Origin of the sequence: uncultured Aquimarina sp. (assembly GCF_947492115.1) — a bacterium.
Taxonomy (GTDB): domain Bacteria; phylum Bacteroidota; class Bacteroidia; order Flavobacteriales; family Flavobacteriaceae; genus Aquimarina.
Genome location: NZ_CANLMM010000001.1, coordinates 1,057,923 through 1,071,353 on the forward strand (window position 1 = coordinate 1,057,923; position 13,431 = coordinate 1,071,353).

Genomic DNA, 13,431 nt, shown 5'->3' on the forward strand with positions numbered 1-13,431 from the left:
TTGATCTTCCTTTTTTTACTATATATAACTAATACTTTCTTATACCTATGCTTCTCCTCTAGCCTTGCGTTTTGCTTCCTGCTTTAATTTGAAGTTTTCAATAGTAGCTCCAAAAATCCAATAAGGAACTACAAATGTTAATAAAAATATCATTAACCAAAATCCGATGGTTAGGATTGTTAGGAATGCTAAAAAACCAAGGTACTGATCAAATTCGAACATAATAGTAATGTAATTTCAATTTTTGCCAAAGATACTAACTCTTATATTTATCTCATAGCATAAATATGATTTATTTTTAAATCAAAATTTTAGATCAATTTCGGCAATCTTTATTCCCAAAAAGCTATTCAAATTCTTAAATTTGCCGTTCGAAAAACAAATCATCATAGCTATGGAATATAGAATAGAGAAAGATACGATGGGCGAAGTAAAGGTGCCTGCTGATAAACTATGGGGAGCACAAACAGAACGTTCCAGAAATAATTTTAGAATAGGAGCACCAGGTTCAATGCCATTAGAAATTGTATACGGGTTTGCCTATTTAAAAAAGGCCGCTGCATTTACAAACTGTGAATTAGGAGTATTACCTATAGAAAAAAGAGATCTTATTGCGCAGGTATGTGATGAAATTTTAGAAGGAAAGCATGATGATCAGTTTCCATTAGTAATTTGGCAAACTGGTTCGGGTACACAAAGTAACATGAATGTAAATGAAGTTATTGCTAACCGTGCGCATCAAATAGCTGGAAAAACCATTGGAGAAGGAGAAAAAACTATTCAACCAAATGATGATGTAAACAAGTCACAATCATCTAATGACACCTTCCCTACTGGAATGCATATTGCTGCTTACAAAAAGATATTAGAAGTTACTATTCCTGGAATTACCCAACTTAGAGATACTTTAAAAAAGAAATCAGAAGCTTTTAAAAATGTAGTAAAAATCGGTAGAACACATTTTATGGATGCTACTCCTCTTACTATTGGTCAGGAACTATCTGGATATGTTTCTCAATTAGATCACGGGCTTAAGGCTTTAGAAAATACGTTACCTCATTTGGCCGAAATTGCTTTAGGAGGAACTGCTGTTGGTACTGGTTTAAATACACCTAAAGGATATGCAAAAAGAGTATCTGAATTTATCGCTCAGTTTACTGGTCTTCCTTTTGTAACTGCAGAAAATAAATTTGAAGCACTTGCAGCTCACGACGCTTTTGTAGAAACTCATGGTGCACTAAAACAAATTGCAGTATCACTTAATAAAATAGGTAATGATATACGTATGTTAGCTTCTGGACCAAGAAGTGGAATCGGAGAACTAATTATTCCTGCTAATGAACCAGGAAGTTCTATTATGCCAGGAAAAGTAAACCCTACACAATGTGAAGCATTAACAATGGTATGTGCACAAGTAATGGGTAACGATGTTGCTATTAATGTTGGAGGAATGCAAGGTCATTTTGAACTTAATGTGTTTAAACCTGTAATGGCTGCCAATTTGTTACAAAGTGCTCAATTAATAGGAGATGCTTGCGTTTCTTTTGAAGAACATTGCGCAAAAGGCATTGAACCTAATCAGGCTAGAATTACTGAGTTATTAAATAATTCATTGATGTTAGTAACAGCATTAAATACCAAGATTGGATATTATAAAGCTGCAGAAATTGCCAATACAGCTCATAAAAACGGAACTACACTAAAGCAAGAAGCTATTGCCTTAGGATATGTTACCGAAACTGAATTTGATGAATGGGTAAAACCTGAAGATATGGTAGGTGCCATGAAATAATATAAGTTGTATAACTTCAAAAAAGTCAGACTTTAATGGTCTGACTTTTTTATTTATAATTTTTAAGAAGCATTAAAAAACTCTTCTAAATATGTTCCAAGTGTATAGGATTCAGGAATATCCATCTTCTTTTTAATTCTACTTCTAGAAGTTTTTACAGTATCAGCAGAAACTCCTAAAATACCAGCAGTTTCTTTAATTGATAAATTAAGTTTTGTAAAAACACAATATCTAATTTCGGTATTGGATAATTGGGGATATACTTTTTTAAGTTGGGTTATGAGACCAGGATATCTAGATTCTACTCTATCTTGAATTGCAAACAGATCATCTCCTGACATCATTAACCCTCTCAATTTGTTCTTAAGTTTTTTTATCTGGGGGGTTGATTTATCCAACTTATCCATTTCCGTTTTTAACTCTTCAAACATTTTTTGACGATTTGTAATTGCTACAACAGTCATGTTCAATTCGTTTTCTCTAAGTTGGATCTTATCTTCTAATAACTTCTTCTCTGTTTTCTTGAGTTTAGTTAATTCTTTATTTACTCTTATATTTTTTATTAATAGAAAAAAACACAAAACTCCTATTAGGGATAAAAGCGTCACTCCAATTATAATATTGAACTGTCTTTTATTTTTCGTAATCAAAAGTTTATTCTCTATATCCAGCTGTTTATTCAAAAGTTCTTCTTCAATTAGCTTATAACCTATTTCGTTATTTTTGATTATTTCCTTATTATTTAAAATTGTTAAACTGTCTTTAATCGCATAATACTTATCCTTGCTTTCTTTTGCTTTTTTCCATGAATTTTGTTTGGCATACACTTCAGAAAGCTTATGAAAACTATCCATATTCTTTCGATCATCTTTTTCTCTCTCTATGGATTTTAAAAAAAGTATCTCGGCATCTTGTAATTTATTCAACCCTAAATAAATCATACCCAAATAAAAATCTTTGTCCCAATTATACTCTTCACTTATCAAATGGTATATTTTTTCCGCTTTTATATTTTCATTTTGGAGCAAATAAACATCACACATACTTTTAAGGATATCATTTTTAATCAATTCATGATTATTGCTCTTAGTTAATTCCAACCCTTTTTCCAACCATATTATAGCATCGTCAAACTTTCCTTGCCTTTTGAGATTCAAAGCAATATTCTGGTGCAGTTGACTATAATGGATTGAAGCAGAATCAAAATTTGGATCCTGTAAGATTTTTATATAGTATTGATGAGTCAGCTCATAATCCCCCAACAAACTATAGGTAGATGCTATATTTGTTTGTAATGCTCTTAATATAGTTTTATGTTTATTGGAATCCTGTTTTTTATAAAAATCATATGCCTTTAAATTTACTTCTAGGGACTTTTCATAGTTCTTAATTTTCCCATAAATACTTCCTAAAGACAAATAAGAATTATGCAATTCTTTATCCAAATTATTCTCTTTACAAAGTTTTATAGAACGATTCACATGATAAAATGCACTATCAACTATATCACGCTTTCTATAATAAAAGCTTAATATCATATGTGCTTTACTCATCCCAACAAAGTATTCGATATCCGAACTCATATCTAAAATTTCCTTTAGCTTTTTAGGGTCATTATAATTTCTGTCTAATGAAGATATTAGGCTATCAATTCTTTTCGCTTTAGAAAGATTATTTTCTTTCTGGGCTAACATAAAATTGGATATAAAAAATAAAAAGAAAAACACTTTCAATATTCTTTGAAAACTAATCTTCTTACTATGTACAAATGTTGTTTTAATAATTAACTGATTTAATTTTAAGATCGACTTGAAATAAATTAGATACTTCGCTCCTTTAAATAAAGAAAAATAACTGACTTTATTTTTAAAAAAGTAACACTAACATAAAAAAACAAAACATTACCTACTGATTAACAATATATTATAAATTTAAAAGATTACAATGTTTACATTTTATCAACCTCATAATACGAGTTTGATTACATCAAATCAACCTACATAATATAAAAAATAACAATCCCCAGTGCTAAATTTGCAACCTAAAACGACGATCTACAATTAAATCCAGAACTAATTATAGAAGTTGCTTTATCAAATTAAATAAACTTTAAACTAATAATTTATTAAATAAACTTTTCTAGCGCAAAATACAATCTTTCCCACCTAGTATTAATTCGCATATTACTGCAAGTCCTTTAAAAACAAAGATTCTTTAGCTAAACAACATCTAAAGATACTCTGTGCCTATGTGTAAATACCTAAGAGGTATACATATTAATGCTAACGTAAACAAATGCCATGAAAAAAATTAATCTAAAAAGATGTATTCATCTTTTACTGACCCTTATCTGTTTTTCATTTTCTGGAAAAGCTCAAATGTTGGATATGAGTGCCATTATTCCCACCAATACTGCTACTCATAAAGTAATGAATTCTGGAGAGTGGGACGACCCTAACACTTGGGATTCAGGAACGGTTCCTGGTTTATCCTCTATTGTAATTATACCTCAAGGAAAGTATGTAACCTATAATGTCAATAGTAATGCTCACATATTCGCCATACGAAACGATGGTAAAATGATTTTTAGAGCTCCAGCAGGTGCTAGAAGAAAACTAATTGTAGATACCTTTTTTTGTGGTATGATGTCAGAATTAGATATCAAAGCTGATCAACCAACAGATGGTACTATTGATATTCATTTTAAGGCATTCGATATTGAAAAAAAGAAAAATGGTCAAATAGGTGGAAATCGATGGAATGCGCAAGCCAGAAGTCATTATTCTGATGGAAAACGAATGAACGATCATTTTGGAAATCGATTATTTACCGATGGACCTGGAGTTTTAGGTAGATATGAATGGGACCCAACACAAGCTTCATTAGGATTAATGACTATGAATAAAGTAACTATAATTGGAAAGGAAAAAACTCCCTTTTTACGAACTACCGGTCCTACAGTAAGAAGAAGAAATAAAACAACTCTTGAAGACACTCCTATAAATTGGAAAATAGGAGACGATGTGGTTTTATCAGGTACTCAAGGTATATTTAGAGTTAGAAATGATGGTATCAGAACACAGGATGAAGAATTCGTGATAGAAGCCATAAATGAATCAACCAATGAAGTAACTTTTAATACCCAGACAAGCTATGCTCATATGGGAATACCAGAAGCAAACCTTTTTTGCCACCTATCAAATTTAACCCGAAACATTACTTTTAAATCTATTGATTTTACGGACAGTAATAAGAACGTAAATGATGACATTACCCGTCGTGGTCATACCATGTTTATGAATACTACCAATGTCAAAATTCATTTTGCAGCATTCAAAGATCTTGGTAGAAGTAATAAACATAATATCCTAGATGATTTTAAGTATAACTTAAGAAAAACAGGTGAAGTAGATGAGGATGGAAAACCATTTGTTACCATACGAAACTTTGTCGAAGAAAAAGCAGAACCCCGAGATATTGAAAATCAAAGAGGAAGATATGCAATGCATTTTCACAGAATGAAAGATTCTCAAACCAAAATGGCTGAAGCACATGGATTAGCCGTTTGGGGTTCGCCTGGTTGGGGTATGGTACATCATGATAGTCATGCTTCTTTTGCAAATAATGTTGTTTATTTTGTAGATGGGTCTGGTATGGTTGCAGAAAGTGGTTCTGAAACTGGAATATGGGAAAATAACATAGTTACAACCGCAAGACCGGATGGAAGAAATTACTACTATGCCGATATGGATCGAGATGCTCCAAGCGCCCTAAACGCTATCGTATCTGATCTATTAGATGATGATTTCAGAATTGGAGAAGCCTATGGATTACAAGGACGAGCGGTAAGAATGGTAAATAACATAGCCGCCTCATCAAGAGAAGCTTATGCCTATGATGGTGGTGGAACGGTTTTAAGTATTAGAGATAAAGTAAGAACCAATGTATATCCAGAAAATCTATTCCCTTTGCAAGAGTTTATAGACCCTGCAGCAGCACCATTATTAGAATTCAATAACAATGAAGCATATGGATGTAGTAGTGGATTTAGATCCAAAGATAGAGCCGCTCAAGCTTTTCATCACAGACTTTCTATTATAGATAACCACACTACATGGAATACAGGTAGAGCCATGTATATTACCACCAATTTTGGATATATGGTTCGTAACGGAAATTATTATAATGGAGACAGTGCGGGTCTTATAGGTGGTGACTTGGATAATCTATGTTTGGTAAATACAACATTTCATAATTGGAGCGGTGATGGATTTACCGATGGTCGAGGTACCGATACCAACCCTCAACATAAACTTAACTTTGTAAATGTAAAAATTCCTGGATTCGATAGAAATAGAATCTATAGGCAATTAGACCGAAGTAACCAAAATATATACAATGCTTCTGTATTGGATGCAAATGTAGATGTAACTTTTACTAGAGGCAGTAATATGGATACTAGAATTAATACAAATACTGGAGATTACATCGCCGTGGTTAATGGAATGATAACAGATCGATTAGGAACGTACCCTTTTGGACATGCATATGCTAGGAGATTTCCAACCATTAGAAATAGAACCTATGATTTCAAAAACAAAGAAACTCTTGAAAATTATGTAAGAACTTATGGTATAGAAGAAGATGATCTAGGTACCTACACTACTCTTACCGAATTTATAACAGATAGAGGAACTGGTGAGACTTTTGGTATTGATTTTAGAATCAATATTATTGGACTTGATGCTGAAGATTACAGAGATAATCGGGCTCCAGAGCTAACCATGATTAGCCCTAATGAAGATGAACCATACTTTGAAGGTGATAATCTTATTGTTCGTGCGGAAGCAAATGACCCAGATGGAGAAATTAGAGAGGTTAGACTATATCTAAATGGAGAATTAATTCGTATTGATACAGAAGCGCCTTACGGATGGGGTGGAAATCCAAAACTACAAAATCTAGCTACCGGAAACTATCGAGTACGAGTAGTTGCCATTGATAATGAAGGATTAAGAACTAAAAAAGTTATGATAATCCAAGTGTTACCAGAATCATTAAAAGAATCAGGGTTTGGTGATCAAAGCAATAATGAAGCTACTTTAATGATATCTCCTAATCCGGTTAAAGGTACTTATGTCAATATATTTCAAAAAGGAAATTGGTATTTACGACTGTATGATATTACGGGAAAACAAATCATGAATCTAAATCCAGATAATCAAGTTATTAGCTTAGATATTTCTAATTTACCTAGCGGAGTATATATTCTTAAATCCGATAAAACCAGTAGTAGGTTTATTATTAGCTAATTTCAAAAAATTAAAATTTAATATTAAAAAAACCGAATGTAAAAACATTCGGTTTTTTTGTCCCCACTATTATAACTAACTATTAGAATTTCCCCCAAAATTCTAATAAATTGTTTCTTCCTTTTTTAAATACCAGATTTATCTGTGTATTGCGTGGCTACAAGCCTTCGGAAGTTCTCTTAAAAATTTTTTTAAAAACTTGAAATTAATACGAAATGGTTTCATAGTATCTTGTGTAAAGTTGTTTAATAGAATTTGGATTTTAATATGGTGTAAAACTAACTGCTCTAATGATCTTGCGAAATAGGTGAAAACACTTGAATTTCGTCTTTACGTATAATTTGCCTCTTATTACCTATGAATAGCGTGGCTGCTAGCTTTAGGAAGTTCTTGTAAAAAATCTAAAATAAAACGGAAGTTAATGCCTAATAAGTTCATAATATTATCTGTGTAAATGGTGAATATCTCTTTATTTATATTTCTGGTACAAATATACTTCAGGAAAACACACAGCACAATGGGGGAAAACACCCGAAATTCATAGTGACAATCCCCCTTTATAAAACAAATCATTGATAATCAGCTGTTTAAAACCATTCAATAATTTTAAAAAACAAGATTTATTATCTAAACTTTAATACTATCTTTAAAGTAACAATCATATCAACCAAAGTGAACTACTAAAACTAAGATCTAAAAAATGAAGCAGTTATTTCTTCTATTACTTTTAATATTACAATTAATCGGATGTAATCAAAATACATCGGAAGAAGTTAAAACTGATACAGAAAACCCCAACTACATAAGTCATCGTAATTTATTAAACACTGAATTCGCGAAACATAATTTCAAAACCGAAAAGCAGTGGGATAGTCTACACAAGATCTCAATTAAAAAGAAAAATCATCCAAATAGTACACTGCTTCCAGGTGTACGAACCTTTGGATGGCATATCTATCCAAACGGATCAATGTATAAAAATTATAATTTTTCATTGTTATGGGGTGTTTCCTATTTTTCTTATGAAATACAACCTAAAACAGGAAGTTATAAAAACATTCATCAGTGGAAAACTACTGCTCTTATAGATAGTGCAAAAACAAAAGGATGTAAAGTTTTTTTATCTGTTTCGAACTTTGGAGCTAAAAACAATCGTATTTTCTTAGAAAACAAAAAAGCTCAAAAAGTATTAGGAGATAGTTTAGCTATTCTATTAAATCAGCGATCTGCAAATGGAATAAATATTGATTTTGAAGGTGTTTCTAGAAAAAACAGAAAGCAATTCTCTCAATTTATTATCAATATTTCTAAACATTTGAAAGAAGTAAATCCAAACTACCAGGTTTCTTTATGTCTTTATGCAAAAGATTGGAATGATATTTTTGATATTAATGCTATAGATACATATGTTGATTTTTATACTTTAATGGGATACGATTACTTCGGAAGTTTTAGCAAAATTACCGGTCCTGTTACACCATTTGCAAAAACCAAAAAATTTGGAAAAGGATTACAATCTTCTATTGATTATTATCATAACAAAGGTGTACGTTTTGACAAACTCATTGTAGGATTACCCTATTATGGTGCAGAATGGTATACGAAAAAACCAAAAATAGGAAGCACCGTAAATACATTTAAATCGCATCCGCGCTATCACACTATTAAAAGCACCTATATAGATTCATTAAAGATTTCTGTCCAATTTGATCCCAAAAGCTCTTCTAGTTATATGGTTATGAAAGATTTCAATAATGAGGAATACAGACAGCTTTTTTTTGAAGATGTGAAATCTTTATCTATAAAATATGATTGGGTTAAAGAAAAAAAGATTTCTGGTATTGGTATTTGGGCTTTGGGATATGATGAAGGATACGATGAATTGTGGGATTTGATAGCAGAAAAATTTTCAAAATAACTGAACATCTATAAACGCATACGGCATTTTTTGAAAAATATTTGATAGCTATTTCATTTTGTGAAACAGAAAAGTATCTTCATTTTTGTAGTTAATAAATCTTACCTACCATTAAAACTAAAGTATCTATAAACAAGTTCTCTAAGGCACCTGTACAAACAAAAAAAAGAATCGAAATCTTAGATGTTTACAGAGGTTTTGCAATTCTTGGAATTTTTGTTGTAAACATAGTTATCATGAATTCCACTTTTCTAAATCAAGACGAATTCGCTAAACAATGGACTTCTATTATAGATCAAATTTCCGAAAAAATTTTACAGCTATTCTTTTACACAAAGTTTTTCCCGATTTTCTCTTTATTGTTTGGTCTGGGGATTTCGATGCAGGCCATTAAAATGTTAGACAAAAATATGTTGTCATTTTCTTTTTTTAGAAGAAGAATGCTCTTTTTATTAATTATAGGTGTTTTACATATAATTTTATTATGGTCCGGAGATGTACTCAACCTATATGCTATATTAGGACTATTTATTACATTATTAATAAAAAAATCAAACAAACTAGTCCTCACTCTTTCTACTATCCTTCTATTATTTCCTTTTTATGATCAACTTTTAGTTTTTTTGTTTGATTTTATAAACTTCAGATCTGAGACCTACTTAATGGAATATACTGGGACGACAGTAAATCAAATCATAAAGAATGGTACTTATTTTGAAGGAATGAAATTACGATTGCTGGAATATATTTCCAATATTCCTATGCTGTTTGGTTTTTTAGCACCTGTAGCGATATCAATGTTTCTTCTAGGTTTATACATCGGAAAAAACAAAATCCATGAAAATTTAGATGTTTTTATAATTAAGATTAAAGCACCAATGTTATTAGTTACCATAATTTCTAACATTTACAGATTAGTTTTTCTTTTTATACTTCCAGAATATGAGGTTTACAATAATGAATATTTCAAACCAATATTCATAAAACTAATGGTACTTTCTGATGTGTGTATGGGCTTATTTTACCTTTGGGGAGTTGGATGGCTTTGGTACTATTCTAAATTAAAGATGATTTTATCTCCTTTAAAATATGCAGGAAGAATGGCATTAACCAACTATATTACACAAAGTTTAGTAGGTCTTATCTTATTTAGCTCTGTTGGTTTTAAACTTTACGAAACTCTAAGTCCTTCTGCTGCATTAGGAACAGCATTTATTGTTTTTATCTTTCAGCTGATACTTAGTAAAGTATGGTTAAGTTATTTTAGTTTTGGTCCTTTAGAATGGATTTGGAGATGTCTTACGTATAAGAAAGTATTTCCAATAAGAAAAGCTTCATAAATATTAAACCCAGCTACTAATGTAACCGGGTCAATATTTCGTAAAGATTATTTTTCTTAAAAAATTGATTAACGCTTAAACCATTACGGCACTAGTGGCTGAAACCTTTTCCAGTGCTTGCTCAAGATCCCAAATCAAATCATCTGCGCTCTCTACACCAATAGATAATCGTACCAAATGATCTGTAATATTCATTTGTTGCCTTTGTTGCTCATCCACTCCTGCATGTGTCATCGTTTTAGGATGCTCTGCCAAACTCTCTGTACTACCTAAACTTACTGCAAGTTTCATTAACTTGAGATTGTTAAGAAACATAAAAGCTTCTTTTTCTCCACCTACGATATCAAAAGATACCATAGCACCAGGAGCAGAACATTGTTTTTTATAAATACCATGCGCCTCGGTTCCTTCTTCTAACAAACCTAAATAATACACTTTCTCAACTTTGGGATGCATGTTTAGGTAATTTGCTACAACTTGTGCATTCTTTGTCTGTTGATCCATTCGTACTTTTAAGGTTTCTAAACTTCGTAACATCAACCAAGCGGTATGAGGACTGACCATATTCCCTAAAAACGTTCTTAATGTTTTTACGCGAACCATTAATTCAGCATTTCCTAACACCGCACCTGCAATTAAATCACTATGTCCTCCAATATATTTAGTTGCTGAATACAATACCAAATCTGCACCACATTGCAAAGGATGCTGCCATAACGGTCCCATATAGGTATTATCTACAGCTACTAATGCTTTTTTATCTTCTGAACTATATTTAGAAGCAATTTGACTAAACTTACTAATATCTACAATATCATTTGTAGGATTGGCAGGTGTTTCTAAATAAATCATCGCCAACCTATCAGCCTTACCAGATGCATCGATCATCTTTTCTACTTCTTCAATACTCTGATTAGGCATAACACCAATCGTATGCACTCCTATTTTATCTAAGAAATGATGTATAAAATGATCTGTTCCTCCATATACTGGATTGCTATATACTAATAGATCACCAGGTTTTAAGAACTCTAACAAAACAGTGCTTATCGCAGACATCCCGCTTTCGAAAACAGCACAGTCGTCTGCTTTATCCCAAAGACATAATCTATTTTCTAATATTTCTAAGTTTGGATTGTTAATTCGGCTATAAATTAAACCTAATTCTTCTTTCTCAGATTTTTCTCTTAAACCATAAGCTAATTCGAAAAAAGCTTTTCCCTCTTCTGCTGTTTTAAAAACAAAAGTTGATGTTTGAAAAATTGGACATTTAATTGCTCCTTCAGATAATTCAGGTTTATAACCATATGTCATCATTAAGCTTTCTGGACTAAAATCATGTTCGTTCATCTGTAGATACCTTTTCTATTATTGATACATCTATTAAAAAGAAATATTCCTACTTCTTAGCAGTATAAAATTACCAAACAAAGAAATAAAACCCATAAATAGATAAATATTTAGAATTTAAAATAAAAAAAATGATTTTTTAAAGAATAATATTCTATTTTTAACTTAAAAAACATCTACTATTAGAAAAAAAATATGGATAAAATAGATCGATCAATACTTAACTTATTGCAGAAAAATGGTAAAATTACCATTAAGGAGATTGCAGAGCGACTAAACCTTACTACGACCCCAATATTCGAACGAGTAAAAAAACTAGAAAAAGAAGGTTATATAAAATCGTATAAAGCGATACTAGATAGAAAAAAGGCAGGATTACAACTTATGGTATTCTGTAATGTTACCTTAAACCTTCATCAAACGGATTATCTTAAAAAGTTTGAGAAGGATATTCAGCAATTTCCAGAAGTTGTAGAGTGTTATCATGTTGCTGGAATGTTTGACTACCTTATTAAAATCTATGCAAAGGATATGGAAAGTTACCAACACTTCCTTTCTAATAAATTAGCATCTTTAGAGAATATTTCTAAGGTACAAAGCTCCTTCGTAATGACAGAGGTAAAAGACTTTTCTTTTCTCCCAATTCCTTAAACTATTATATAAACGTTAAAATACAAACTCAAAAATAGAATGATTTATACCTTTGTTTGATAGACACACCTTTTATTACAATGAATTCAAAAGTTCCCTTTCTTTTACTTTTTACTTTTATTAATATTTTATCTGCTCAAGATGATACAGAACCTCAAAAAAGGACTTTTCATTCCGAAACAAAAGTCGTTATTGACAATGATATCTTTGCAGTTTTCAGAGATTCTGACAGATATTATTCTTATGGAATTGGATTAGAGTACGCTTTCAAAAAGGAAAAATTCTTAGGCTTACAAAAATTATTTAAAACCAAAAAAAACGTTTTCTATTCAATACGCTTAAAAATAGAAGGTTACACACCTTCTGGAGTTCGCGAATTTGCTTTGACACCTGAAATTGAAGATCGAGATGATTTTGATCGTCCATTTGCAGGATTATTATATGCAACCCTTGGTGCCACTTATACTTTTGAAAGATCTTTCGTGAAATCAGAAATTTTAACAGGTATCATTGGACCTTCATCGCAGGTGGGAGCAATACAGGATTGGTTCCATGAAAATATCACTGGAGATCCTATCTATGATGGTTGGCAATTTCAATTAGAAAATCAATTTATATTAAATTTTAAAAGTTCTTTACTATATGATTTCAATCCTTCTGCCAAATGGTTTCATATCTATGCAGGAGGAACAGCACATCTAGGGAATTTGTACATAAGGGCTGCACCTACCGCAGGTTTTAGAATCGGTAAATACAGAAGTATTACAGAGTCTAGCGGTTTTCATAATTCTATATTACTACCGAAGAAAAATTCCGAACTATTTTTCAAATTTAATGTAGAAACTCGTTTTGTAGCTTATAATGCAACCATACAAGGAAATATATTCGACGACAAAGCATATGGAGTGGATGAGCTTAACAATATTTCATGGCATCTTAGTAGTGGCTTGTTCTATTCTTTGAATAGATTCTCAATCAACTTTATCTATTTGTGGTCAACAGGAGTATTAAATGATACTGAAAATCATGGATATGGAACATTTAACGTAGCATACAGATTTTAAGAGC

9 protein-coding genes are annotated in these 13,431 nt (G+C 31.4%); 6 read left to right on the top strand and 3 right to left on the bottom strand.

Annotation, left to right across the window (positions count from 1 at the left end):
* Positions 1–45: 45 nt before the first annotated feature.
* Entirely contained in the window at positions 46–222 is a 177-nt protein-coding gene (locus Q1A73_RS04730; RefSeq protein ID WP_091412127.1) for a hypothetical protein, read from the bottom strand.
* A 172-nt stretch (positions 223–394) separates the two neighbouring features.
* On the opposite strand from Q1A73_RS04730, the gene fumC reads away from it, so the two are divergent.
* Positions 395–1,792, top strand: coding sequence for a class II fumarate hydratase (gene fumC, locus Q1A73_RS04735; protein WP_299602259.1), 1,398 nt, complete (start codon positions 395–397; stop codon positions 1,790–1,792).
* Between the two features lie 62 nt (positions 1,793–1,854).
* Here the strand turns inward: fumC and Q1A73_RS04740 are convergent, their stop codons facing one another.
* The gene (locus Q1A73_RS04740; protein WP_299602261.1) at positions 1,855–3,486 is read right to left on the bottom strand and encodes a hypothetical protein; all 1,632 of its coding nucleotides are present in this window, start codon (positions 3,484–3,486) and stop codon (positions 1,855–1,857) included.
* A 606-nt stretch (positions 3,487–4,092) separates the two neighbouring features.
* Here Q1A73_RS04740 and Q1A73_RS04745 point away from each other — a divergent pair.
* The 3 genes from Q1A73_RS04745 (at position 4,093) to Q1A73_RS04755 (ending at position 10,362) form a co-directional block, all read left to right on the top strand.
* On the top strand, positions 4,093–7,104 hold the full coding sequence (locus Q1A73_RS04745) for a T9SS type A sorting domain-containing protein (RefSeq protein WP_299602263.1): 3,012 nt from the start codon (positions 4,093–4,095) through the stop codon (positions 7,102–7,104).
* Between the two features lie 700 nt (positions 7,105–7,804).
* Positions 7,805–9,022 (top strand): glycosyl hydrolase family 18 protein, encoded by a 1,218-nt coding sequence (locus Q1A73_RS04750; protein WP_299602266.1) that lies wholly within the window; start codon positions 7,805–7,807, stop codon positions 9,020–9,022.
* Between the two features lie 236 nt (positions 9,023–9,258).
* On the top strand, positions 9,259–10,362 hold the full coding sequence (locus Q1A73_RS04755) for a DUF418 domain-containing protein (protein ID WP_299602268.1): 1,104 nt from the start codon (positions 9,259–9,261) through the stop codon (positions 10,360–10,362).
* Between the two features lie 75 nt (positions 10,363–10,437).
* Here Q1A73_RS04755 and Q1A73_RS04760 read toward each other — a convergent pair whose 3' ends face one another.
* A complete protein-coding gene (locus tag Q1A73_RS04760; RefSeq protein WP_299602271.1) occupies positions 10,438–11,712 on the bottom strand; it encodes a cystathionine gamma-synthase family protein in 1,275 nt (424 codons plus the stop codon).
* 195 nt (positions 11,713–11,907) lie between these two features.
* Here Q1A73_RS04760 and Q1A73_RS04765 point away from each other — a divergent pair, with 195 nt between their 5' ends.
* Both Q1A73_RS04765 and Q1A73_RS04770 read left to right on the top strand, forming a co-directional pair.
* Positions 11,908–12,363: an Lrp/AsnC family transcriptional regulator gene (locus Q1A73_RS04765; protein ID WP_299602273.1), complete on the top strand. Its 456-nt coding sequence runs from the start codon at positions 11,908–11,910 to the stop codon at positions 12,361–12,363.
* Positions 12,364–12,443: 80 nt separating this feature from the next.
* Positions 12,444–13,427 (top strand): lipid A deacylase LpxR family protein, encoded by a 984-nt coding sequence (locus Q1A73_RS04770; RefSeq protein ID WP_299602275.1) that lies wholly within the window; start codon positions 12,444–12,446, stop codon positions 13,425–13,427.
* Positions 13,428–13,431: the final 4 nt, after the last annotated feature.